We start from the raw sequence: 24,636 nt of genomic DNA, 5'->3' as shown, positions 1-24,636 counted from the left end.
GGGTCGCTCGAGCGGGCGACCGTCAGCTCGGAGGCAACGGCACGGGCTCGGTGTCGGGTATCGGGCTGGCATCCTTTCCGCGCAGATCCGGGTGCCACCGCTTGCCGATCAGGGGAACGAGCACGCCGAACGCTGCGAGCACGCCGGCGACCCAGAAGGCGCCGATCGCCGTGTAGCGGTCGATCAGGAAGCCGGCAACGGCGCTTCCCAGCGCCGCGCCGATCAGCTGCCCGGTGCCGACCCAGCCGTAAGCCTCCGCGGTGTCGGAGAACTTCACACTCGACGAGACGATGGCGAAGATCACGGCCAGCGCGGGCGCGATTCCGGCTCCCGCGATGACGAGCAGCGCTGCGAGCCACCAGATGTTCGTGATCCAGAGGCTGGCGAGCACCACGCCGACGAACACGATGAGCATCCGCCGTGCGAGCGCCCACGGTCCTATGGGCACGGCTCCGAGCGCGAATCCGCCGGCGAGCGAGCCCAGCGACCAGATCGCCAGCACGATTCCGGCTTCCGGTCCCTTGTCTCCGAAGTTGGCGATCACACCCGCCTCGATCGCCGCGCACGAGCCCACGAGCAGGAATCCGACGATGGTCGCGAGCATCACGGTCGGTCGGCGGAGCACTGCGCCGAAGCGGCGCTTGCTGCGTGGGATGCGCACCCTCCCGAGCTCGGGCGACGCCACGAACCACGCGCCGCCGGCCAGCATGACCGCCGCGCACACCAGCAGGCCGATGGTGGTCGAGATCTGCGTGGCGATGAACGTGATGACGACGGGACCTGCGATCCAGATGATCTCCTGCGCCGAGGCATCCAGTGAGAAGAGCGGCGTCAGGAGGCGCGAGTTGACGAGCTTCGGATAGATCGTGCGCACGGCCGGCTGCACGGGCGGCGTGGCGAGGCCCCCGACGAGCGCGACCGCCATCGTGACGGGGATCGGCATGACCACGAGCGCGATCAGTGTGATCGTCGCGGCGCACACCGTTGTCGTGGCGATGAGCACGGGGCGCATGCCCACCCGCCCCATCAGGCGGCTGGTGAGGGGACCGGCGACCGCCTGACCTATGCTCGCGGCGGCCAGGACCAGGCCGGCGGCGCCATACGTGTGATGCACGCGCTCGATGTGAGTGAGTAGTGCGAGCGAGAGCATCCCGCTGGGGAATCTCGCGGTGAGCTGCGCAGCGATGATCCGGCCGACACCGGGCGTCTTCAGCAGGTCCGAATATGCGCTCACTAGCGGTCAATACTATGCGCCGACCGGCCATTCTCCGCGCCCGGGGGACGGTGTGGACGCGGCGCGGATCAGCTGTGGAAAATGGGGATAAGTCGGCGAACTTATCCACATTCTGTGGACGACACGCCCACAACATCTAGGGTTGAGCGCTGCCGAGCACCCCGCTATATAGTGGTCACACGCCGGTCCAGTCGGGGCCTCCCGAGGTCGGCAGAACGCTTGAAGAACCGCGTCGCCACGAGCGCACGAACCGGATGTCAGCGGTCTGCCGGACGATGAGTGAAGACGACGCGCGGCGCGGGGATCCGGGTACGAGCCCGGGGTAGAACACGGGGAGATGGGGCGTCGGGCCGAAGGGCGTGCGGTGGCACGTCGAACGGCCGGGCTGCTTCGTCGACTCCGCTCTCCGATGTGGAGTCGACGGCATCCGAAAGGGTGCCACGAGCAGTAGTGGAGGAAGAGGCGAAGTGACAATCACGGTCGTGAAGCGCAACGGCGAGAGGGAGCCGTACGACGCGAACAAGATCAACCTGGCGATCGAGAAGGCCTCGGAGGGGCTCGACGAGAACATCACCTGGGTCACCCAGATCGCGAGCGAGCTCGAGCTGACCCTGTTCGACGGCATCACCACTCAGCAGTTGGACGAGGCCGTGATCCAGGTGGCGCTGCAGAACGTCAAGGATGACCCTGCTTTCGACACCGTCGCCGCCCGGCTGCTGCTCAAGACCATCTACAAGCGCGTGCTCGGCGACTACGAGAACGACGACGATCTCAAGCGACTCCACCGCGAGGGCTTCCGCGCCTACATCGAGCGTGGCGTCAAAGAGGAGTTGCTCGATCCGCGCTTCCCCGATCTCTTCGACCTCGACCGGCTCGCCTCGGTGCTCGAGCCGGCCAACGACGGCCTGCTCAAGTACATCGGCCTCGTCACGCTGAACAACCGCTACGGCATCAAGGCGCGCAATGGTGATCCGCTGGAGGTGCCGCAGTACTTCTGGATGCGCATCGCCATGGGCCTGTCGCTCAACGAGACCGATCCGACCGGCATCGCGATCGAGTTCTACGAGACGATGTCTCGCCTCGACTATCTCGCTGCCGGCTCAACGCTCGTGAACGCCGGCACGAAGTTTCCGCAGCTCTCCAACTGCTTCGTGATGGAGATGCACGACGACATCGAGCACATCGCCAAGAGCGTGCGCGACGTGATGTGGATCACGAAGGGCACCGGAGGCATCGGCCTGTCGGTGACGAAGCTGCGCTCGCAGGGCTCGCCGATCCGGTCGAACAACACCACGTCGACCGGTCCGATCCCGTTCATGCACACGATCGACTCCGTGCTCCGAGCCGTCAGCCGCGGCGGCAAGAAGTTCGGTGCGCTGTGCTTCTACATGGAGAACTGGCACCTCGACTTCCCTGAGTTCCTCGACCTGCGTCAGAACTCCGGCGACCCGTACCGTCGCACCCGCACCGCCAACACGGCTGTGTGGATCAGCGACGAGTTCATGAAGCGCGTGCAGCACGACGAGCCGTGGTACTACTTCGACCCGCTCGAGGTCGCCGACCTCAACGAGCTCTACGGCAAGGCCTTCTCCGAGCGCTACGCGCACTACATCGAAGAGGCCGAGGCCGGCCGCCTTCGCATGTTCAAGCGCACCACGGCTCGGTCCGTGTTCAAGGACATGCTGATGAGCCTGCAGACCACCAGCCACCCGTGGCTGACCTGGAAGGACACCATCAACAACAGGGCCCTGAACAACAACACGGGCACAATCCACCTGTCGAACCTGTGCACGGAGATCTGCCTTCCGCAGGACATCGACAACATCGCGGTCTGCAACCTGGCCTCGATCAACCTGTCCCGTCACTTGCAGGACGACGGCACGTTCAACTGGACGACGATCGAGCGCAGCGCACGCCTGGCCATTCGTCAGCTCGACAACCTGATCGACATCACGATGTCGTCGGTCCCCGAGGCAGACAACGCCAACCTGAACAACCGTGCGGTGGGCCTCGGCATCATGGGCTTCACGGATGTCGTCGAGCGTCTCGGACTCAGCTACGAGTCCGAAGAGGCGTACGACCTCATCGACGAGGTCGCGGAGCGCATCTCGTACTACGCGATCGAGGAGTCCGCCGACCTGGCCGCCGAGCGTGGCGCGTACCCGAATTTCCAGGGCTCCCGCTGGTCGCAGGGAATGGTGCCGTTCGACACCATCGCGATCACGGAACAGGACCGGGGCGTCGAGATCAAGGTCAACCGCAAGACCCGCATGGACTGGGACGCGCTTCGCCAGCGGGTGAAGAGGGGCATGCGCAACGCGACGCTGATGGCGGTCGCGCCCACCGCATCCATCGGGCTCGTCGCCGGGACCACACCCGGCTTCGACCCGCAGTTCTCCCAGATCTTCAGCCGATCGACCTCGAACGGCAAGTTCCTCGAGGTGAACCGCAACCTGGTCGGCACGCTTCAGCAGCACGGCCTCTGGGAGAAGGTGCGTGAGCAGGTGCTTCGCAGCCAAGGAGACATCCAGGGCATCGCCGACATCCCCGACGAGATCAAGCGCGTGTACAAGACGAGCTTCCAGCTCTCGCCCTACGCGTTCCTCGAGGTCGCCGCGCGCGCCCAGAAGTGGATCGACCAGTCGATCAGCCGCAACATCTACCTCGAGACGCGCGACATCGGCGACATGGTCGACATCTACGCGGCGGCGTGGGAGCGCGGTGTGAAGACCACCTACTACCTGCACATGAAGCCGCGCCACCAGGCCGAGCAGACGACCGTGCGGGTGAACAAGGCCGAGGAGATCGGCGGTGCTCGCAAGGGCTTCGGTGCGGTGCCGGCCGGGGTCGGAGCAGGCGCAAGCGGTACGGATGCCGGCAGTCAGGCATCCGCACCGGCTCCCGCTCGTCGCGGGTTCGGCTTCGGCGGTGTCGCTGGAGGTGACAAGTGATGGACGACCAGCGCACCGCAGAGCAGTTCGTGGGCGAGTACTTCGTGCCGGAGGATCCGATGGATGCCTTCCAGTGCGACTCCTGCCAGTAGCGCGCGACCACCCGACCGACCACGAGAACGAGATAGAGGCGTAGAGAACGATGGGCATTCTGGGAACCGGCATCGAAGAGGGGCTGCTGCTCAAGCCGGTGAAGTACCAGTGGGCGATGGACCTGTACGACCAGGCCGTGGCGAACACCTGGTTCCCGAACGAGGTGCAGTTGGGTGAAGACCTGGCGGACTTCAAGAAGATGACCGATGAGGAACGGCATGCCGTCACCTTCCTGGTCAGCTACTTCAACCCGAATGAGCTGCTCGTGAACAAGGCGCTCGCGTTCGGCGTCTATCCCTATCTCAATGCGGCCGAAGCCCACCTGTACCTCGCGAAGCAGATGTGGGAAGAAGCGAACCACTCGATGTCGTTCGAGTACGTGCTCGAGACGTTCCCGATCGACCGCGAGCAGGCGTACGCCTCGCACGTCGACATCCCGTCGATGGCGCGCAAAGAGGAGTTCGAGGTCAAGTACATCCGGCGCATGCTCGAGCAGAAGCTCGACATCACCACGACCGCGGGCAAGCAGGACTTCATCCGCAACCTCGTGGCATACAACATCATCCTCGAGGGCATCTGGTTCTACTCGGGCTTCATGGTTGCGCTCTCGTTCCGGCAGCGGAACCTGCTGCGCAACTTCGGCTCGCTGATCGACTGGATCGTGCGTGACGAATCCCTTCACCTGAAGTTCGGCATGAACCTGATCCTCACGGTGCTGGAGGAGAACCCCGACCTGCAGACGCCGGAGTTCGCCGCAGAGATCAAGAAGATGATCATCGACGCGGTGGAGATGGAAGAGGAGTACAACCGGGACCTTCTTCCCGGCGGCATCCTGGGGCTGAACGCGAACTACATCAACCAGTACGTCAAGTACCTCGCCGACCGGCGGCTCGAGGAGCTCGGGTTCGGTCCGGAGTACAACGTGACGAACCCGGCGAAGTGGATGGCCGCGGCGAACGACACGCTCGAGCTCGTCAACTTCTTCGAGTCGATCAACACGTCGTACGAGTCGAACGCGAAGGCCAGCAGCTAGCCCGCCCTTGCCTGCTCAGGCAGTGAGGTAGTGGCGCACGGCGATCGTGCGTTCGGCGCTCGTCCACGACATCGACACCACCAGATAGACGGATGCCGCCACCGGCGCGATAGCCGCGAACACGACGCTGAGCAGCGGGAGCCAGCTGAGCACACTGGCGAGGCGAGTCGGTTCCGGTGCACCGGGGTCGACCTGCCTCGCTGAATGCAGCGCGACGCGGCGCGACACTATGGCGACCGCGGCGATCGCTGTCAGCAGCGCCAGCGGGAGAGCGAGCTGAGCGAACGCTCCCGCGGCGATCAACTGCCCGAAGGATGCCCCGAGCGGCGACCCGAGAACCGTGTGCGCAAGCAGCGCGTTGGCGTGCCTCGCCACCGTGGTCCTGGTGAAGACGCCGTACACGACGGAGACGACGGGGATCTGCAGCAACGTCGGCAGCACGCCGGCGAACGGCGACACGCCTTCTGCGGTGTAGAGCGCCTGAGTCTTGCGGCCGAGGGTCGCGGGGTCTTTGCGGTGCCGGCGCTGCAGTTCGCGAAGTCTCGGGGCAAGACGGCCGCGCGCGACCTGCGCCCGCGCGTTGACGAGCCCGACGGGGAGCAACGCCGCGCGCACCGCGAGTGTGACGAGTGCGATCGCGGCGAGAGCGGCCACGCCTGTCGGCACGACCGTGGCGAATGCACTCGTCAGGCCGGTGATGAGTGCAGCGGCGCCGTCGAGCACCGCCGCAAACGGTGGGAAGGAAAAGGGGTCCATGAACGTGTCCTCAAGGTCTCGTGTGATCGGTCGGTGAACGCGTGAAGCGAGCGCCGACACGAGCCGAGGAGTTCAGACGGTGGCGCCGCTATGGTCTCGCCGACGGGGGTCGTGCGTGCATGAGAGCACGGACATCCGTGTGCGTCGGTGTCGCGGTGGCGGTCGCCGCCAGCCAGGCGATTCGGGTAGCGCTCACACGGGTCGGTCGTCGTCCGGCGCTTTCGGCGGCGAGAACGGCGGTTCCGGCCAGGACTGCCATCGATGCGACGGCTACCAGAACAGCCGCCGATGCCGTGTGCGACGTGTCGAGCCCGGCGACCGCGACGAGCGCGATCAGCAGAACGGGCATCAAGCGACGGAGCATGCGCCGATCGTATCGCGGCGTCCAGCAGCGATGCGCGACAGCGGCGGGGCGGGTGCGTCGCGCGCGGCCTCGGTAATACCTCACGCCGCGATTCCTCCGTGCGTCTCTCGACGTCTATCCCTGTATGACGACAACGACGAAAACCGACGCCCCGGCCACTGCGAGCCCGACGGCAGACATCAATCGCGCGCACTGGGAAGCCCTGGCACGCGGCGAGACGACCGATTGGGAGCAACTCGGCACGGAGCCGCCATGGGTGACGGTCGAGCGAGCAACAAGCCCTGATGGCCTCTGGCTGCGACCAGACGACGCCCGATCTCTCGAAGATTCCGGTGGCGTCCTCCTCGCGATCCACGGCGGTGGCTTCATCGGCGGCTCGGCGTCCACACACCATCGCATGTTCGGTCACCTGGTCGCGGTGAGCGGCATCTCGGCGTTCGCCGTCGAGTACGGGCTGGTTCCGGAGTACACGTTTCCTTCCCAGGTGGACGCCGTGTTCGACGCCTACCGGGCACTGCTTGCCGGCGGAAGGAGGATCGCGCTCGTCGGCGACTCGTGCGGAGCCACGCTCGCCATCGGCGTTGCCGCTCGCGCCCGCGACGAGGGCTTGCCCGTTCCAGCCGGGCTGCTGCTTCTGTCGGCCTGGTCGGATTTCGAGGCGACCGGCGAATCGTACGAGACGGGGACGGACCCGTTCTTCACGCGTGAGGTGGTGCGCGGACTCGCCCGCGGCTATCTGAACGGACAGGATCCCCGTGATCCGGCAGCGGCACCGTTGTTCACCGACCTCCACGGCTTTCCGCCGACGTACATCCAGGTGGGAGCTGAGGAGTCGCTGCTGGACGACAGCATCCGACTGGCCCGGCGCTTGCGCGAGGCAGGAGTGCGAACCCGCGTCGACACCTACGAGGGCCAGCTGCACACGTTCCAGATGACGGCCGGACGTACGCCGGTCGCGGACGACGCGATCACCGAGGGAGCGACATGGTTACGGTCGATACTGAACCCGTGACCAGTGACGACGCCGTGCAGGGCGTCCCCGGAGTGCATGGCTCCGACACGATGGGCGCCTTCGACGCTGCGGTCTCGTCGCTTCGGCACGAGCTGGTCACGCACGCCTACCGCATGCTGGGCTCCTGGGACGACGCCGAAGACGCGGTTCAGGAGACTCAGCTCAGAGCCTGGCGTTCGTGGGACGCATTCGACCACCGGGCATCCGTACGCACCTGGCTGCACCGAATCGCCATCAACGTCTGCCTCGATGCGCGGCGCTCCCGAACGCGTAGGGGGCTCCCGTTGGAACTGCCTCCGGACGATCGCATCGCGACAACGGCGGATGATTCCGCTCGCTGGCTGCAACCCGCACCGGGTGATGGCGACGACCTGCGGCTCGCTTTGGTCGCAGCCCTGCAGCTGCTTGGCCCGCGCCAGCGTGCCGTGTTCCTGCTGAGAGAGGTGCTCGACTTCCCGGCCTCCGAGGTTGCCGACATGCTCGGCACCACAGTCGTCGCTGTGAAGAGCTCGCTGCAGCGAGCGCGCGTGCGGATCCGCAGCCAGTCCCGCAGGCCGGACGACCTGGTCGAACCGAGCGATCCCATCGCCCGGCGGCTGCTTGGCGCATACATCTCGGCCTTCCAGAGCGGCGAGGTCGCCCCGCTCCTGGCCGTGCTCCGTGCCGACGCTTCCCTGGAGCTGATGCCGTCCGGCGACTCGTTCCGCGGCATGGATGCGTGTGCGCCTGTCTTCGCAGCGGCCGTGGGTCGTCCGGGCGACTGGTCCATGCGCCCGGTGGTGGCCAACGGCCAACCGGCCGCCGTGGTCGACTGGAAGGGCAGCCCGTATGGAATAGCGGTTCTCGATGTGCGTCGCGACGGGATCGCTCGGGTATCCGTCTTCGAAGGTGCAACGCTCGCAAGCTCGTTTGCCGAGTGGTCCACGGCGCGCACCTGACGCCGGCGGCTCTCGCCTCAGACGTGCATGCGGAAGTCGTACCGCTCCGGCGGCGGAAACTCCCGCGCCGCCTGCTCGCGCACGGCATCCGTCACCTCGACGGCGTCGCGTTCCGCCAAGCGGGAGGCCTGGTAGTCCTCCCACAGCCCGTCGAGAGAGGTCTCGCCCTCCTTCAGGTCGGCGATCTCGATGCCCTCATCGAGAAGCCGTGCGCAGCGGTCGAGGTCGCCCACCGCGAGAGCGGCGGCAGCCTCCGCGTAACGGATGCGTCCATCGGCTCGCTGCGCGGCGTCGAGTGACTCGATGAGCGCCAGGGCATCGGCGGCGCGGCCGCTGTCGTGCAGCTGGCGCACCGCCTCGATGCTGAGGGGAAGCAGGTGGGGGAGGAGCGAGTGCGCCTTCGCGTAGGCATCCGCCGCCGTAACGACGTCGCCATCGCGCGACGCCGCAACGGCGAGATTGCGCCACGCCCATCCGTTGTCTGTCAGCGCCACGGATGCCCGCCACGCCTGGACCGCGGAATCCCACCGCCCCTGCGCCACGGCCAGCACGCCCTCGTGCAGGCGCGCCGTCCAGCCGGGTTGCGCCGCCACGACAGGCTCCCACGCCGGGTCGGACTGGTACGAGAGGGGTCGAACGCCCGGTTCGGCGTCAGATGCCGGATCCGCCTCGACGGCAGAACCACGCTCGAGCGCGTCGATCCACCAGGCCTGCTCCGCGCCGAGATCGCTCGCCGGGAAGGGCGTAGCGGCGGTTGACAGCGACGGCTCGCCTGTGCGCCTGCGCCGGGCATCCTCGAGAGCACCCCAGCCGGACGCTCGCTGCAGCATCTCCACGATCTCGTCGGCCCGGGCGTCGCGGCCGTCCTCCCGCGCGAGCACCTCGTCGGCCCGCGTGCGCGTCACGGCGTCACGGGCCGCGGAGACCGCCTGCTCCCACGAACCGTGCACCGCAGCAGGATCGGCATCCGCCAGTCCGTACACCTCGCTCCAGCGCCACGTCTCGCCGGCCGGCATGGGCACGTGCTCGAACTGCGTGCGCGCCAGTCCCGCCTGAATCTCGAGATACGGATGATCGCCATCGGTCAGCCAGCGCTGCCAGCGCCTGCTGCCCTGCGCCTGTCCCCAGAGGAAGAGCTTGCGACCGCGCAGCCGGGCAGTCGAGGCCTGGAAGAGTCCCTTGCCCTCGCCGTCCAGGGCGGCGATCCACGGCATCGGCGCCCGGTTCAGCTCGAAGAAGTAGTCGGCGGCGTCGCGCGACCGCGTGGTGTAGCTGCGGTCAACGCCGTCCGCGTAGGCATCCGGGAACGGGACGGTCGAGAGGACTCCCTCGTAGCCGAACCGGTAGGCCGAGTCGGCAGGAGCGACGACGCGCACGTCCTCCCGCTCAGGAACCGCGATGTTCGACCACCAGTAGACCGGAACCTCGATGTCGCGGGGATTCCGGATGCTCACGGTCACCACCAGCAATGGAGCATCTTGCGGGAGTGAGGCGTCGATGCTCACGATGAGCCCGCGCATCCGCTCGTACTCGTACATGCGCAGCGCCTCGGTGCCGTCCGCACGACGAACCCGCACCGCGTGCAGCGGTGAGCACGTCAGCGGCCAGTGCCCGGTGGTGCCGAGGTTCCATTCCACGCCGCCGGCGAACCAGGCGTTGCGCAGAGCGAGATTGGCTGGACGGAACACGGGGTTGCGATGCAGCAGTTCGCGCCCGGTCCGCTTGTCCACGAGCGACCAGAGGCGACCGCCGAGGTCGAGCAGGAACTCGGCCCGAATCGACTCGTTCTCCAGCACCGCCACCGGATGCGCTGCTTCGCGCAGCCCGCGGGAGTATCCGTCCTGCATCAGGTACGGCAGCACCGTCTCGACCTTGCCGTAGCCCAGGCCGAACCGCAGCTCGTCGTCGACGTCGTCGGTGCCGGCATCCTTGTGAAGGTCTCGCGAGCCCGCGATGGGCGGTAGAGGGTTCACGAGGCCGAGATCGCCAGAGGGCATGACCACCTCCTGCACGGCGAGAGCGGAGGAGGACGGCGCCGAAGAAGATTGCTCGTTCATCCTGGCCCATGTTCTCAGAAGACGCAGGAATCCCGAACGGCGCGATCGTTTCTTGCGCGAACGCGCACTCTTATGCGCGATTCTCGCTCCATGCGTTTCCATCGAATAACGATCGTGCGAGGCGTCCTCCGTCGATTGCCGGGTCTCGATCGGTCGTGTGTTAGGACATAAGCACCCGTGAAAGCGCACCCCCTTCTGTGCGCCCTCACAGAACGATGATCCAGATCGCACCGATCGGTCAGCAGAGAGGCTCTCCCCGTATGAAATCGGCACCATCTCGTCGTGCGCGCGTGCTCCTGGGCGCATCCGCGCTCGCCGTCTCCGCCCTGGCACTGGCCGGATGCTCCGGCTCAGGCGGATCGGGCGGCACCAGTGGCGGATCGCTCACGATCGGCACCACCGACAAGATCACCAGCATCGACCCCGCCGGCTCGTACGACAACGGCTCGTTCGCGGTGATGAACCAGGTCTACCCGTTCCTCATGAACACCCCGTACGGCAGCCCGGACGTGAAGCCCGACATCGCCGCGTTGGCATCCTTCACCTCACCCACCGACTACACGGTGAAGCTCAAGAAGGGCCTCAAGTTCGCGAACGGTCACGCGCTGACGTCATCCGACGTGAAGTTCACGTTCGAGCGCCAGCTGAAGATCAACGATCCGAACGGTCCGGCATCGCTGCTCGGCAACCTCAAAGACGTCACCACCCCCGACAAGCTGACCGCGGTGTTCCACCTCAAGGTGCCCAACGACCAGACGTTCCCGCAGGTGCTCTCCAGTCCGGCCGGTCCGATCGTGGACGAGCAGGTCTTCTCCGCCGACAAGGTCACGCCCGACAACACGATCGTCAAGGGCGACGCGTTCGCCGGCCAGTACACGATCAAGAGCTACAAGGTGAACAGCCTGATCCAGTACAAGGCCAACCCGGACTACCAGGGCCTCCTCGGTCCCGCGAAGACCGGCACGATCAACGTGAAGTACTACGCGAGTGCGCCCAACATGAAGCTGGACATCCAGCAGGGCAACATCGACGTGGCCTTCCGTTCGCTTTCGGCGACCGACATCGACAGCCTGCGCTCCGACAAGAAGGTCAAGGTCGTCGACGGGCCCGGCGGTGAGATCCGCTACATCGTGTTCAACTTCAACACGATGCCGTACGGTGCCACCACACCGGATGCGGACGCGAAGAAGGCACTCGCCGTGCGTCAGGCGGCGGCGGACCTGATCGACCGCAAGGCCATCGCCAGCCAGGTGTACAAGAACACCTACACGCCGCTGTACTCCTACGTGGCGCAGGGTCTGACCGGCGCGACCGAGTCGCTGAAGCCGCTGTACGGCGACGGCAACGGCGGTCCGTCGCTCGACAAGGCGAAGCAGACGCTGCAGGCGGCAGGAGTCACCACTCCGATCAACCTGAGCCTGCAGTACACGCCGGACCACTACGGCCCGTCGTCCGCCGACGAGTACGCCATGATCAAGGACCAGCTGGAGAACGGCGGCCTGTTCAAGGTGAACCTGGCCTCGACCGAGTACGTGCAGTACTCCAAGGACCGCGTCGCCGACGTCTACCCGGCCTACCAGCTCGGCTGGTTCCCGGACTACTCGGACGCCGACAACTACCTGACGCCGTTCTTCTCGAAGGACAACTTCCTCTCCAACCACTACGACAACCCCGACGTGCAGAAGCTCATCACCCAGCAGGTCGGCACCACAGACAAGGCCGCACGCGCCAAGCTGATCGGGCAGATCCAGGACAAGGTGGCGAACGACCTGTCCACGCTGCCCTACCTGCAGGGCTCGCAGGTGGCCGTGGTGGGCGCGGGCGTCAAGGGCACGACCCTCGACGCCTCGTTCAAGTTCCGGTACGCGCCGCTGCACAAGTAGCGTCGAGGAACACCCGCTCGGGTGGTCCGGCCATCAGCGGCCGGACCACCCAGGCGCGTCCGGCATCACCATCTGTTCAACGAGGAAGTCATGACAGCCCTGCTCGATGCATCCGACCCGCTCGCACAGACGTCGGCACCGGCATCAGCGCCAGGCAGGAGCCGCTCAGGCGGCGGACTGCTCCGCTACATCATCATCCGATTCCTGCTCATCATCCCGACGGTGTTCATCCTGGTGACCGTCGTGTTCTTCCTGATGCGCACGACAGGAGACCCGATCACGGCTGCGCAGGGCGGCAGACTCCCACCGGACGAGCTGGCCAGGCGCATCCACGAGGCCGGTTACGACCAGCCGCTGATCGTTCAGTACTTCCAGTACCTGGGCGGCATCGTCACCGGCAATTTCGGCACCACGTTCAGCGACCATCAGCCGGTCGCCACCGTTCTGGTCACCTATGGCACCGCAACGCTCGAGCTCGCGTTCTACGCACTCATCGTGGCCTTCATCGTCGGCGTCCCGCTCGGGATGCTTGCCGCCTACTTCCGCGACAAGGGCTGGGACGCGCTCCTACGCATCTTCGCGATCCTCTGCTACGCGACCCCCGTGTTCTTCGCGGGCCTGCTGCTCAAGCTGATCTTCTCGGTGTGGCTCGGGTGGCTGCCCGTCTCGGGTCGTGCGACGACCGGAGACGAACTGACGATGCAGTCGCTCGACCATCCGACCGGCATCTATCTGATCGACGCGTTCCAGACCGGCGATCCCGCCGTGCTCGGCGACGTGCTGGCGCACGCTGTGCTTCCCGGTATCGCGCTCGGCTTCCTCACTGCAGGTGTGTTCCTCAGGCTGGTGCGCACCAACGTGATCAGCACGCTGTCGACCGACTACGTCGCATCCGGCCGTGCGCGCGGCGTCAGCGAGTTCCGCCTGGTGCGCAAGCACGCGTACCGGCCGGCCCTCATCCCGATCATCACGGTGATGGGCCTGCAGATCGCGCTGCTGCTCGGCGGTGCCGTTCTCACCGAGACGACGTTCGAATGGAAGGGGCTCGGCTTCCAGCTCGCTCAGTACCTGCAGGCCCGCGACTACGTCGCCGTGCAGGGGATCGTCGTCATGCTGGCGGTGATCGTCGCGTTCACGAACTTCGTCGTCGACGTCATCGCGGCGCTCATCGACCCGAGGGTGAGGTACTGAGATGGCCACCACCGCCACAGTGCCGGTCTCCCGCCCGGCCAAGCGAAGCATCTGGTCGAAGGTGCCCGTCGTTCACCAGGTGCGGCAGTCCGTCGGCGTGCAGCGCGGGATGCTCATCGCCGGCCTCGTCATCACCACGGTGTTCGTGCTCGTAGCGATCTTCGCGCCGCTGATCGCGCCGTACGGCTTCGCGCAGCTGCATGGCGCCGACGGCAAGGACTTCGGATCGCAGCAGCCACCGAGCCCCGCGCACATCTGGGGCACGACTGTGGGCGGATACGACGTCTTCTCCCGGGTGCTCTGGGGCGCGCAGACCGCGGCCCTCGTGATCATCATCGCCGTCGTCCTGTCGATCATCGCCGGAGTGCTGCTCGGCCTGGTCTCCGGCTACATCGGCGGCTGGATCGACCGCGTGCTGGTCGTCATCTGCGACGCGATCTACGCGCTGCCGACGCTGCTGCTGGCCATCGTGATGTCGATCGTCATCTCCGGCGGCCAGTCCGGGCTGTGGGCGGGGATCTTCGCAGCGGCCATCTCGATCACCGTGGTCTACATCCCGCAGTACTTCCGAGTGATCCGCGCCGAGGCGGTGCGCATCAAGTCCGAGGCGTACGTGGAGTCCGCGAAGGTGATCGGAGCATCCAGCGGCCGCATCATGTTCAAGCACGTGTTCCGCAACTCGACGCGGACGCTGCCGCTGATCTTCACGCTGAACGCCTCTGAGGCGATCCTCACGCTGGCGGGGCTCGGCTTCCTGGGCTTCGGCATCGAGCCGTCGTCGGCCAGCGAATGGGGCTATGACCTGAACAAGGCGATCGCGGATGTCACGAGCGGCATCTGGTGGACCGCACTGTATCCGGGACTCGCCATCGTGCTCGTGGTACTCGGCATCACACTGGTGGGCGAGAGTCTCAACGACCTCGCCGATCCGCGGCTTCGGGGCCGGCGCGCGGTAGCCGCGGCGTCCGGTGAGACGGCGGACATCAGCGTCGTGCCGGGCGGTCCGAACGAGGCTCCCGGCGGGCTCGAAGGACTCGAACCGGGCGCCGGCATCGAGGAACAGGGAATCGAGGTGCGCGAGTGAACGCGAGCGCGCGAGTGAACGGGGCGGCGAAGGCGTCGCAGACATCCGGTACGGATGACGCGGTGCGCATCCGCGACCTGAACGTGTCGTTCGCGACCGACGCCGGAGCGGTGAAGGCGGTCGACGGGGTCAGCCTGCACGTGGCACCGGGGGAGGTGCTGGCCATCGTCGGCGAGTCCGGCAGCGGCAAGACGGTCACGGCCCGCACCATCCTCGGGCTCCTGCCCGAGACGGCCACCTCCTCGGGCGCCGTGCTGGTGAGCACCGACCAAGGACACGTGGATGTCGTCACGCTCAGCAACCGGCAGATGCGCGAGGTGCGCGGTCCCGCCGTTTCGATGGTGTTCCAGGAGCCGTCCACCGCGCTCAACCCGGTCTACAAGGTGGGCTGGCAGATCGTCGAGGGGCTGCGGGCGCACGGCAAGGTCTCGAAGGCTCAGGGACGCGAGCAGGCGATCGAGATCCTGCGCAAGGTGGGCATTCCGGATCCCGAGACGCGGGTGGACTATTACCCGCACCAGTTCTCCGGCGGCCAGAAGCAGCGCATCGTCATCGCAATGGCACTGGTGCTCGGGCCGCGCCTCATCGTCGCCGACGAACCGACCACCGCGCTCGATGTGACAGTTCAGGCGGAAATCCTCGACCTGCTGCGCCGGTGCCGGGTCGAGTTCGGCTCGGCGATCGTGCTCATCACGCACAACATGGGCGTCGTCGCCGATCTCGCCGACCGCGTCGCCGTGATGTACAACGGCAAGCTCGTGGAGGAGGCGGATGTCTCCACGTTGTTCGCCGACCCGAAGCAGGACTACACGAAGAAGCTGCTGGCCGCCGTCCCCCGCATCGGGGAGGGCACGGCGCAGGCTCGCGAGAGGCTGGCCGCACGACCGGCGGAGTGGGCGGGGAGCGAGCCCGTCGTGAAGGCGTCCGGGCTGCGCATCCAGTATCCGGGTCGCATCGGGCAGAAGGGATTCGTCGCGGTCGACGGCGTCGACTTCGCGATCCGGCCCGGCGAGGTGCTGGGGCTGGTGGGGGAGTCGGGTTCGGGCAAGACCACCATCGGCCGGGCGATCGCCGGGCTGACGAAGGTGACGGGCGGCTCGCTGAGGGTGCTCGGACACGAGATGAACGGTGTCTCAGAGCGCCGCTTCCGGCCGGTGCGCGATCGTCTCGGGTTCGTGTTCCAGGATCCGGCGTCGAGCTTCAACCCGCTGCTCACGATCGCGCAGTGCGTGGCCGAGCCGTTCATCGTGCACGGCAAGGCGGACAGCGTCGCGGATGTGCGCGACAAGGTCGACGAACTGCTCGAGGCGGTGCAGCTGCCGCGTGCGTACGGCGACCGGTACCCGCACGAGCTCTCCGGCGGCCAACGCCAGCGCGCCAGCCTGGCACGCGCCATCGCGTTGAAGCCGCCGCTTCTGATCGCGGACGAGCCGACGAGCGCGCTCGACGTCTCGGTGCAGCAGAAGGTGCTGGAGGTGTTCGCCGACCTGCAGAGTGAGTTCGGCTTCGCCTGCCTGTTCATCAGCCACGATCTCGCCGTCGTCGACATCGTGGCCGACCGCATCGCGGTGATGCATCACGGGCGACTCGTGGAGGAGGGCACGGGCGAACAGGTGCTCTCGGCACCGCAGGATGCCTACACGCAGCGGCTGCTGGCATCCTTGCCGGTTCCCGACCCGGAGCAGCAGGCGAAGCGGCGTGAGCAACTGCGAGAGCTGGTCGCGGAGGGCTAGGTCCAGGACTTATCTGCACCGCTCACAGGTCATGAATACCGCACGCGACAGAAGGCGTAACTCCTGGCCCTCATCGCGCCGGCGCGCGTACCGTTGCGTCTGATGACCATCGAATCGGATGCTCTGCGACGGGTGCCTCCACCCGCCTGGCTGGCGATTGCGTGGCTCGTTGGGCGGTTTGTGGGCCGGTCTCACCGGACGCCCTGGTCGACTGCGGCATCCGCCGGCGTCATCGCAGGGTGCGGACTCCTCGCTCTGTCCGCCGTGGCGGCGCTGCGCAGCCACGGCACCACGATCACTCCCGAGCGTCCGGAACGCGCGAGCTCGCTCGTCACAGACGGGCCATTCGCCTTCTCGCGCAACCCGATCTATCTCGCCATGGCCGGCATCCTCGTCGCGCACGCGGTGGCCCGGCGGTCCGTTGCCGCGTTGCTGCCTGCCGCGGGGTTCGTCGCACTCATCGACCGCGTGCAGATTCCGGCGGAGGAGCGCGCCCTGCGTGGCCGGTTCGGCGATCGCTTCGACCGATACCACCGGGCTGTTCCCCGCTGGATCGACGTCCGGCAGGCATTCGGTGCCAGAGGTGCGGCCAAGTACGTGTAGCGATCGGAGATCGAGGTCCCGTGTCGCTGTATGACGGCGGGATCGGCGTGTGGGGAGGGCCTCGCCTAGCCTCGAAAAGCATCCGCGTCGCATGGGAGGGTGATGTCCCTCCGCCGAGATCGCTGAACCGACCGAGAGGAGAGACGCACATGACCGAGCCCCTTCGCGTCGTCGCCGTCTCCGGCAGCCTGCACAATCCGTCGAAGACCGACGTGCTCATCGACGAGGTCTTGCGACAGCTCGGAGAGGAGCTGCCGGTCGAGCCGCACGTGATCCGCATCACGGATGTCGGCCCGCAGTTCGCCGGCGTGCTCGACCGCAAGGCGCTGCCGCGCTCCGTCGAGGACGAGCTGCGCCGCGTCGAGACCGCAGACCTGCTGGTGGTGGCCTCGCCGGTGTACCGGGCATCCTTCACCGGGCTCTTCAAGCACTTCTTCGACTTCGTCGACCAGTACGCGCTGGTCGACACACCAGTGCTGCTTGCCGCCACAGGCGGGAGCGAGCGCCACTCGCTCATCGTCGAGCACCAGCTGCGTCCGCTGTTCGGGTTCTTCCAGGCCCTGACACTTCCGGTCGGCGTGTACGCGCACGAGTCCGACTTCGACGGCTACCGCATCGACTCGCCGCTTCTCGTGGAGCGCATCAAGACCTCGATCAGGCGCGGACTGCCTCTCATCACTTCGAGCGTGCAGGAGAAGCGGCGCATCCGCCAGTCGCTGGAAACGGGTGAGGAGTTCGAGCCAAGCGTGGCGCCGAACGAGCCGCAGCGCCCGGTGCGCCTATTTACGTAGGGCCGCTCCCGTCTGCGCCGGGCACCTGCGATCGGCGCGCAAAATCGGCGTCCGGGGTGCCGGACGCGAAATGTTCGTGAAATGCGGGGACCCTACCCTTTTCGTGAGGCGCTTCCGACCCGATCGTGCTCTGACCCCGCTTCTGACTTACGTAGACTCTCGTCAGTCAGTCGTCTCATCCGGCGATCCCGTCGTCGTTCACACAGCACGCGTCGCGCCTCAAAGACGAGGAAAGGTACATCCATGCGAATTCGATACGCACTCCCGGTGGTCGCCGTGGCCACGGCGCTCCTGCTCACCGGATGCGTCGACAACTCAGGTTCCGGTTCCGGGGCGACCTCCGGCTCCGGCACATCCAACCCGTACGGGGTGACGAAAGACGACGCGCTCGCCAAGACGCTGCCGTCCACGATCTCGAAGGCCGGACAGATCACGGTCGGCGTCGACGCGACCTATGCGCCGAACGAGTACAAGGACGCCAACGGCAAGCCCATCGGCTGGGACATCGACCTCGCCAACGCCATCGGGGCCAAGCTCGGCGTCAAGATGAACTACACGATCGCCAAGTTCGACAACATCATCCCGAGCATCACGGGCGGCCGTTACGACATCGGCGTCTCCTCGTTCACCGATACCACCGAGCGCGAGAAGCAGGTGGACTTCGTCAACTACTACAACGCCGGCATCCTGTGGGCGTCGCTGAAGGGCAAGACGGTCGACCCCGACAATGCGTGCGGGCTCAAGGTCGCCGTCGAGGCAGGCACCTACGAGGACACCGACGAGGTTCCCGCGAAGTCGAAGGCGTGCACGGATGCCGGCAAGCCGGCCATCCAGGTGCTCAAGTACGACGGACAGGATCAGGCGACCAACGCTCTGGTGCTCGGTCAAGTGGACGCCATGAGCGCCGACTCCCCGATCACGGAGTACGCGATCAGCAAGCAGGGCGGCAAGATCCAGAAGGCGGGCAAGACCTTCGACATCGCGCCGTATGGAATCGCGGTCGACAAGGGCGCGCCGCTGACGAAGGTGATCCAGAAGACGCTGCAGTCGCTCGTCGACGACGGCACCTACCTGAAGATCCTCAAGAAGTGGGGCGTCGACGACGGCGCGGTGAAGACGATCGAGATCGACGCCGCATCGAAGGCGTCGTCGTAGGCCGATGAGCGACTCGCGTTCCTCCGGCGAGGCGGGCGGAACACCGTCCGCCTCGCCCGGCGTGCCGACGGCATCCGTTCCCGCCCAGCGGCCGGAGGCGATCAGAGCGGTGAAACTGCGGCATCCGTGGCGCATCGCCATCGCCGTCATCCTCATCGTTCTGCTGGTGCTGTTCGTGCTCGACGCGGCGCAGCGCAAGGCGTTCGGATGGCCGGATGTCGCCAAGTACCTCTTCGACATCCGCATCAGCCAGGCTGCGCTCATCACGCTCGAGCTCACCGTCTACTCGATGATCATCGGCATCATCCTCGGGCTCATCCTCGCCGTCATGCGTCTGTCGCCTAACCCGGTGCTGAAGGCCGTCGCCTGGCTCTACCTGTGGATCTTCCGCGGCACTCCGGTGTATGTGCAGCTGGTGTTCTGGGGCCTTATCACGCTCATCTACAACACGTTCGTGATCGGCATCCCGTTCGTGCACACCTGGGCGGTCATCCCGATCACCTGGGTTCCGCCGTTGTTCTTCATCTCCGTCGTCGGACTGTCGCTCAACGAAGCGGCCTACATGGCCGAGATCGTGCGCGCAGGGCTCCTCTCCGTCGACCCGGGCCAGGAGGAGGCGGCGAAGGCGCTGGGAATGTCGTGGTGGCAGACCATGCGACGAGTGGTCATTCCCCAGTCGATGCGCGTGATCATCCCACCGACAGGCAACGAGGTCATCTCGATGCTGAAGACCACCACGCTGGTGGCGGCCGTGCCGTTCACGCTCGACCTGTTCGGCCGCTCGCGTGACATCTCGGCGGAGACGTTCACGCCCATCCCGCTGCTCATCGTGGCTTCGTTGTGGTACCTGTTCTTCACCTCCATCCTGATGGTCGGGCAGTATTTCCTCGAGAAGCGGTTCTCCCGGGGTACCGGCCGGGGCAGGCCGGCGGTGGGAGTGGCGGATGCCGGGGTGAACGCGTCGGGAGCGGTCGCGGGAGTGGGCATCGACATCGGAGGAAAGGGATGAGCGGCTCGGTGAGCGGCGCGGCCACGAACACCAATCCGGCACCGGCCGGCGCGCAGGCATCCTCGCCGATGGTGGAGGCGATCGCGGTCTCGAAGAGCTTCGGCAGCAACGAAGTGCTGAAGTCCATCAGCCTTAACGTGCGCCGTGGCGAGGTGATGTGCGTCATCGGGCCGAGCGGCTCGGGCAAGTCCACGTTCCTGCGCTGCATCAACCACCTCGAGCGCATCGACGCCGGGCGCCTCTACGTCGACGGCCAGCTCGTCGGATACCGGCAGAAGGGCGACAAGCTCTACGAGCTGAAGCCCGGCGAGGCGGCGTTGCAGCGCCGCGACATCGGCATGGTGTTCCAGCACTTCAACCTGTTCCCGCACATGACGGCGCTGGAGAACGTGACGGAGGCGCCGATGCGGGTGAAGGGCATCCGCAAACAGGATGCGGTCGCGCACGGCCGCGAGTTGCTCGCCAGGGTGGGCCTCGGCAATCACGCCTCGCACTACCCGTCGCAGCTCTCGGGCGGTCAGCAGCAGCGGGTCGCGATCGCCCGGGCTCTGGCGATGGAGCCGAAGCTGATGCTCTTCGACGAACCCACGAGCGCGCTCGACCCGGAGCTCGTCGGAGAAGTGCTCGACGTGATGCGAGGACTCGCGGAGAGCGGCATGACGATGGTCGTCGTGACGCATGAGATGGGGTTCGCGCGCGAAGTGGGCGACTCGCTCGTCTTCATGGACGGCGGGGTCATCGTCGAAGCGGGCGACCCGCGGCAGGTTCTGACGAATCCGCAGCACGAACGCACCAAGGCGTTCCTTTCGAAGGTTCTCTAGATGGTGGTCGCGGGCTAGCCTGGGCGATATATCGCGATATATGTCGTGGATTTGTTCGCGCACCTCTGGAGGTCATGATGAGCGGTTCGTACACGAGCGGTGCTTTCGGTGCCGGCGGTCTGGGCGGTGCCGGTTCCGGGCACCACGTGGTCGATGCGATCGATCAGCTGCGCTCCATTCTGATGGGGCACCGGGGAGGCCCGCGCGCAGCACGCGGCGACGTTCGTTCCGCCATCCTCGCGCTTCTGGCCGAGAAGCCGATGCACGGCTACCAGCTCATCGCCGAGATCGAGAAACGCAGTGGCGGCGCCTGGAAGCCGAGCGCCGGTTCGGTGTACCCGACCCTGCAGCTGCTGGTCGACGAGGGGCTCATCGCGCAGGAGGTCGCCGACGGTCGCAAGACGTATTCACTGACCGAGAGCGGGAGAGCCGAGACGGATTCCTCCGCACGCAAGACGGCTCCGTGGGAAACGTTCGCTCTTCACGATCTGCTCGGCGTAGGTCCGCTGCCCAAGTCGGTCGTCGACCTGGCGCACGCGGCAGCGCAGGTGCGACGCACCGGGACGAGCGAGCAGGTGGACCAGGCGGTCGCGGTGCTCGACGACGCCCGGCGCAAGCTCTACTCGATCCTCGCCCAGGACTGACCGGATGCCGTCGGCATCCGGATCGCGAGCGGCTCCTTCCACTGAGAACGGGGCCGCTCGTTCCCGCTACCGTCGCATTCTGCGGTTCGCGCTGCGCTACCTCGTGCAGACGTGGTGGTACGAGGTCTTCCTCGTTCGCATCGGTCTGGAACGCGTAACCGAACGTGGTCGCTCGGCTCGGCTGACGAGGGTCGCCCAACGCTTCCACGTGCTCGCCGTCGAGCTCGGCGGGCTCATGATCAAGGTGGGACAGTTCCTGTCGTCGCGACTCGACGTGCTGCCGCCGGAGATCACCGCGGAACTGGCCGGGCTTCAGGACGAGGTGCCACCGGCATCCTTCTCCGCGATCCAAGAGCTCGCAGAGGCCGAGCTGGGTGTTCCGTTGAACCAGGCGTATGCCTGGTTCGGGGAGGAGGCGGTGGCGGCGGCCTCTCTCGGGCAGGCGCACCCGGCCCGGCTCGTGGAGTGGGATGCCGTGGAGACCGGCTTCGAAGGCGTGGTCGTGAAGGTGCAGCGGCCGGGCATCCAGACCATCGTCGACGTCGACCTCGCTGCGCTTCGCCGGGTGGCCGGATGGCTCAGCCGCTTGCGGGTCGTCTCTGATCACGTCGACCCTCGTGCACTGGTCGCGGAGTTCGCGAAGACGAGCTTCGAGGAGATCGACTATCTGCACGAGGCGATGGGCGCCGAACGTTTCGCCGAGATGTTCGCCGACGATCCGCGGGTGAACGTGCCCGAGGTCGTGTGGGAGCGCACGACACGGCGCGTGCTCACGCTCTCCGATGTCTCGGCCATCAAGATCAACGACGTCGACGCCCTGCGGGCCGCGGGCATCGATCCGTCCGAGGTGGCCGCGGTCTTCGCCGAGGTCATGTTCGAGCAGCTCTTCGGCCACGGCTACTTCCACGCCGATCCGCACCCGGGCAACATCTTCGTGACGCCTGTGCCGGGTGCCGGCTCCGGCCCGGAATGGCGGCTCACGTTCGTCGACTTCGGCATGATGGGCGAGGTCACCGACGAACTACGCGGCGGACTGAGGCGGCTGCTCATCGCGGTCGCCTCCCGCGACGGTCGAGAGCTGATCACGAGCATCCAGGAGGTGGGCATCCTGCTGCCCACGGCCGACACCGGCGAGCTGGAGCGAGCGATGACGCGACTGTTCGACCGGTTCGGCGGCATGGGCTTCGCGCAGCTGCGCAAGGTGGATCAGCGCGAGTTCCGCGACTTCGGCCAGGAGTTCGGCGCAGTGGTGCGCTCGCTGCCCTTCCAGCTGCCCGAGGACTTCCTGCTCGTCATCCGCTCGATGTCGCTCACCTCGGGCGTCTGCAGTTCGCTCGACCCGGAGTTCAACATCTGGGATGCCATCGAGCCGTTTGCGACGAGGCTGATGCGCGAGGAGAGCGGCAACGTCGTGCGCTCCGTGGCGCGCGAGGCGCTGACGGCGGCGGGCATCGTGCTGCGGCTTCCGCAGCGCATCGATCAGCTGATCACGCGCATCGATGCCGGCACCGTATCGGTCGCGACGCCTGCCATCGACCGTCGCCTGAGCCGCATCGAACGTCTCATCCGCAGGGCCATCGGCGCCGTGGTGTTCGCCGCGCTCCTGGTCGGCGGCATCCTGCTGCTGCAGTTCGTCGCGCCGCTCGGCATCGTGCTGATGTGCATCTCGGTGATTCCGCTCGCCTACGCGGTTCTGGCCGGAGCGCCCCGCGCGCCGAGCCGCTGAGACCGCACTGAGCAATGTCGGGCTGCGCCCGACCGGCGACTATGCGCGATCATCGCCCCGGTGAGTCACGGTCGACGCACGGGAGTGCAGGGCGACGAGAACTCGTCGGAGTGCGGCCTCGCTTGACGAGTCCGTACCGGCGAGGAATTGGCGCTCGGTCTTCTGCACGATGCGGAGGGCTTTCCCGTATGCATCGGCGCCGGCCTTCGTGAGCTCGACGACGTTGCGCCGCCGGTCGGAGGGATCGGTCTTGCGGGCGATGATTCCCTTGCGCTCCAGAGTGTCGAGCATCCCGACCATCGTGGTGCGATCGACGCCGATCCGCTCCGCCACCTGAAGCTGTGAGGACCCGGGGTTCCGCACGATCACCCGGAGCACGCCGAGCTCGCGGGAATTCAAGTCAACGCTTGCCAGCGCGGCATCCGCGCGCGCCTCGTATGCGAGATGCGCGTGCTTCAGGAGAAAGCCGAGGGGGAGTTCCTCGTCGCGAGCACTTGTCATGCCCCGAGGATAACCGTAGGCTGATCGTCAGTAGTGCTGATCATCAGAATCAGCGCAGAAAGGATGCTCGGATGATCCTGGTCACTGGAGGTGCGGGCTTCATCGGCTCGCAGGTGGTCGCTGCGCTCTGCGCGATGGGTGAGGAGTGCGTGCTTGTGCAGCGCTCCCGCTCTGAGCCACCACCAAGGTTCGCGGGAATGCCGGTGCAACTGGTGAGGGGCGACGTGAACGACCTCGAGACGTTCCTCGCCATCGGAGAACACGCTGCGATCACGGGCATCGTCCATCTCGCCGGGTCCATGCCTTGGCCGCCCGTGCGAGAGAATGCAGTCGAGTCGGCACGACGCAGTCTCGGCAGCTTCTTCAACCTTGTGAGCGCCGCCCAAAGGTGGAGCGTGCCACGCGTCGTCACCGCGAGCACGATCGGCGTGTACGGCGGGATCGAACACGGTGGCGCGCTGCACGAGGATGAGCCGGTCCCGCTGGGCCATCTGCACGTGATTCCGACGTTCAAGAAGATCGCGGAGCTGCTTGGCGGCTACCTCGCTTCGATGACGGATGTCGAGATCGTCCAGGCCCGCATCTCCGGAACGTGGGGACCGGGCGGACACCTGCCCGACCCGTTCTTCCCCGCCTCAGCGCTCGTCGCTGCCGCTGCGCGTGGAATCAAGCCGGATCTGTCCGGTCTGCTGGTGCCTCCCCGCGCCGGTGACGGGCTCGACCTCAGCTATGTCAAAGACACCGGAAGAGCGATCGCGTTGCTCCAACTCGCCGACCGGCTGGAACACGATGTGTACAACGTCGGGTCGGGGCGTGCCACGACCAATGCGGACGTGGTCGACGCCATCCGGACCGTCGTCCCGGGCTTCGAGGTCGATCTGCCCGAAGGTTCAGCGGAGCCGCTGCGTTGGCTGGACATCTCGCGCCTTCGTCAGGACACGGGGTACCAGTCGCAATACGACACAGCTGCGGCTGCCGAGGACTACATCCGTTGGTTCAGGGACGGTGGGGCAGAAGGCGAGAAGCGCGCCCATCTGTGAGGATGTGCGCGCTTCTC

Annotated in this window: 21 protein-coding genes; 16 read left to right on the top strand and 5 right to left on the bottom strand. The window is 66.6% G+C overall.

Annotated elements, in window-relative coordinates; translation table 11 throughout:
• Window positions 1-22: 22 nt before the first annotated feature.
• A complete protein-coding gene (locus tag ACYVI5_RS12505) occupies window positions 23-1,234 on the bottom strand; it encodes an MFS transporter (RefSeq protein ID WP_460580445.1) in 1,212 nt (403 codons plus the stop codon).
• Window positions 1,235-1,701: 467 nt separating this feature from the next.
• Here ACYVI5_RS12505 and ACYVI5_RS12500 point away from each other — a divergent pair, with 467 nt between their 5' ends.
• Both ACYVI5_RS12500 and ACYVI5_RS12495 read left to right on the top strand, forming a co-directional pair.
• Complete coding sequence (locus ACYVI5_RS12500; RefSeq protein WP_460580444.1) at window positions 1,702-4,185, top strand: ribonucleoside-diphosphate reductase subunit alpha; 2,484 nt, start codon at window positions 1,702-1,704, stop codon at window positions 4,183-4,185.
• A gap of 142 nt (window positions 4,186-4,327) precedes the next feature.
• On the top strand, window positions 4,328-5,311 hold the full coding sequence (locus ACYVI5_RS12495) for a ribonucleotide-diphosphate reductase subunit beta (protein ID WP_460580443.1): 984 nt from the start codon (window positions 4,328-4,330) through the stop codon (window positions 5,309-5,311).
• A gap of 15 nt (window positions 5,312-5,326) precedes the next feature.
• On the opposite strand, the gene ACYVI5_RS12490 is transcribed toward ACYVI5_RS12495, so the two are convergent.
• Both ACYVI5_RS12490 and ACYVI5_RS12485 read right to left on the bottom strand, forming a co-directional pair.
• On the bottom strand, window positions 5,327-6,067 hold the full coding sequence (locus ACYVI5_RS12490) for a YidC/Oxa1 family membrane protein insertase (protein WP_460580442.1): 741 nt from the start codon (window positions 6,065-6,067) through the stop codon (window positions 5,327-5,329).
• Window positions 6,068-6,155: 88 nt separating this feature from the next.
• Window positions 6,156-6,431 (bottom strand): hypothetical protein, encoded by a 276-nt coding sequence (locus ACYVI5_RS12485; RefSeq protein ID WP_460580441.1) that lies wholly within the window; start codon window positions 6,429-6,431, stop codon window positions 6,156-6,158.
• Window positions 6,432-6,555: 124 nt separating this feature from the next.
• Between ACYVI5_RS12485 and ACYVI5_RS12480 the strand changes: the two genes are divergently transcribed.
• Together ACYVI5_RS12480 and ACYVI5_RS12475 are read left to right on the top strand one after the other, a co-directional pair.
• Window positions 6,556-7,443 carry an alpha/beta hydrolase gene (locus ACYVI5_RS12480; protein ID WP_460580440.1) on the top strand — a complete coding sequence of 296 codons (888 nt, stop codon included), beginning with the start codon at window positions 6,556-6,558 and terminating at the stop codon, window positions 7,441-7,443.
• Complete coding sequence (locus ACYVI5_RS12475) at window positions 7,440-8,381, top strand: RNA polymerase subunit sigma-70 (RefSeq protein WP_460580439.1); 942 nt, start codon at window positions 7,440-7,442, stop codon at window positions 8,379-8,381. Before ACYVI5_RS12480 ends, ACYVI5_RS12475 begins: the two co-directional genes overlap by 4 nt.
• A gap of 17 nt (window positions 8,382-8,398) precedes the next feature.
• On the opposite strand, the gene ACYVI5_RS12470 is transcribed toward ACYVI5_RS12475, so the two are convergent.
• Entirely contained in the window at window positions 8,399-10,378 is a 1,980-nt protein-coding gene (locus ACYVI5_RS12470; protein WP_460580438.1) for a DUF5107 domain-containing protein, read from the bottom strand.
• Between the two features lie 320 nt (window positions 10,379-10,698).
• On the opposite strand from ACYVI5_RS12470, the gene ACYVI5_RS12465 reads away from it, so the two are divergent.
• The 11 genes from ACYVI5_RS12465 to ACYVI5_RS12415 all read left to right on the top strand — a co-directional run bounded on the left by ACYVI5_RS12465 (window position 10,699) and on the right by ACYVI5_RS12415 (window position 23,078).
• A complete protein-coding gene (locus ACYVI5_RS12465; RefSeq protein WP_460580437.1) occupies window positions 10,699-12,321 on the top strand; it encodes a periplasmic substrate-binding domain-containing protein in 1,623 nt (540 codons plus the stop codon).
• Window positions 12,322-12,411: 90 nt separating this feature from the next.
• Window positions 12,412-13,512: an ABC transporter permease gene (locus ACYVI5_RS12460; protein WP_460580436.1), complete on the top strand. Its 1,101-nt coding sequence runs from the start codon at window positions 12,412-12,414 to the stop codon at window positions 13,510-13,512.
• Window position 13,513: 1 nt separating this feature from the next.
• Window positions 13,514-14,596, top strand: a complete 1,083-nt coding sequence (locus ACYVI5_RS12455; protein WP_460580435.1) for an ABC transporter permease — start codon at window positions 13,514-13,516, stop codon at window positions 14,594-14,596.
• Between the two features lie 14 nt (window positions 14,597-14,610).
• A complete protein-coding gene (locus ACYVI5_RS12450; protein WP_460580602.1) occupies window positions 14,611-16,329 on the top strand; it encodes a dipeptide ABC transporter ATP-binding protein in 1,719 nt (572 codons plus the stop codon).
• Window positions 16,330-16,431: 102 nt separating this feature from the next.
• Window positions 16,432-16,932, top strand: a complete 501-nt coding sequence (locus tag ACYVI5_RS12445) for a methyltransferase family protein (protein WP_460580434.1) — start codon at window positions 16,432-16,434, stop codon at window positions 16,930-16,932.
• A 149-nt stretch (window positions 16,933-17,081) separates the two neighbouring features.
• On the top strand, window positions 17,082-17,723 hold the full coding sequence (gene msuE, locus ACYVI5_RS12440) for an FMN reductase (RefSeq protein WP_460532771.1): 642 nt from the start codon (window positions 17,082-17,084) through the stop codon (window positions 17,721-17,723).
• A gap of 243 nt (window positions 17,724-17,966) precedes the next feature.
• Window positions 17,967-18,878: an ABC transporter substrate-binding protein gene (locus ACYVI5_RS12435; RefSeq protein ID WP_460532774.1), complete on the top strand. Its 912-nt coding sequence runs from the start codon at window positions 17,967-17,969 to the stop codon at window positions 18,876-18,878.
• A 4-nt stretch (window positions 18,879-18,882) separates the two neighbouring features.
• Window positions 18,883-19,887, top strand: a complete 1,005-nt coding sequence (locus ACYVI5_RS12430) for an amino acid ABC transporter permease (RefSeq protein ID WP_460532777.1) — start codon at window positions 18,883-18,885, stop codon at window positions 19,885-19,887.
• A 68-nt stretch (window positions 19,888-19,955) separates the two neighbouring features.
• A complete protein-coding gene (locus tag ACYVI5_RS12425) occupies window positions 19,956-20,708 on the top strand; it encodes an amino acid ABC transporter ATP-binding protein (protein ID WP_460532847.1) in 753 nt (250 codons plus the stop codon).
• A 77-nt stretch (window positions 20,709-20,785) separates the two neighbouring features.
• Complete coding sequence (locus ACYVI5_RS12420; protein ID WP_460580433.1) at window positions 20,786-21,352, top strand: PadR family transcriptional regulator; 567 nt, start codon at window positions 20,786-20,788, stop codon at window positions 21,350-21,352.
• A gap of 4 nt (window positions 21,353-21,356) precedes the next feature.
• On the top strand, window positions 21,357-23,078 hold the full coding sequence (locus ACYVI5_RS12415) for an ABC1 kinase family protein (protein WP_460580432.1): 1,722 nt from the start codon (window positions 21,357-21,359) through the stop codon (window positions 23,076-23,078).
• A gap of 39 nt (window positions 23,079-23,117) precedes the next feature.
• Here ACYVI5_RS12415 and ACYVI5_RS12410 read toward each other — a convergent pair whose 3' ends face one another.
• Window positions 23,118-23,579 (bottom strand): MarR family winged helix-turn-helix transcriptional regulator, encoded by a 462-nt coding sequence (locus ACYVI5_RS12410; RefSeq protein WP_460580431.1) that lies wholly within the window; start codon window positions 23,577-23,579, stop codon window positions 23,118-23,120.
• 71 nt (window positions 23,580-23,650) lie between these two features.
• On the opposite strand from ACYVI5_RS12410, the gene ACYVI5_RS12405 reads away from it, so the two are divergent.
• Window positions 23,651-24,619: an NAD-dependent epimerase/dehydratase family protein gene (locus tag ACYVI5_RS12405; RefSeq protein ID WP_460580430.1), complete on the top strand. Its 969-nt coding sequence runs from the start codon at window positions 23,651-23,653 to the stop codon at window positions 24,617-24,619.
• The last annotated feature ends 17 nt before the right edge of the window (window positions 24,620-24,636 follow it).

The sequence above is a fragment of the Humibacter ginsengisoli genome, assembly GCF_054780095.1.
This window is presented reverse-complemented; position numbering and strand designations above follow the sequence as displayed.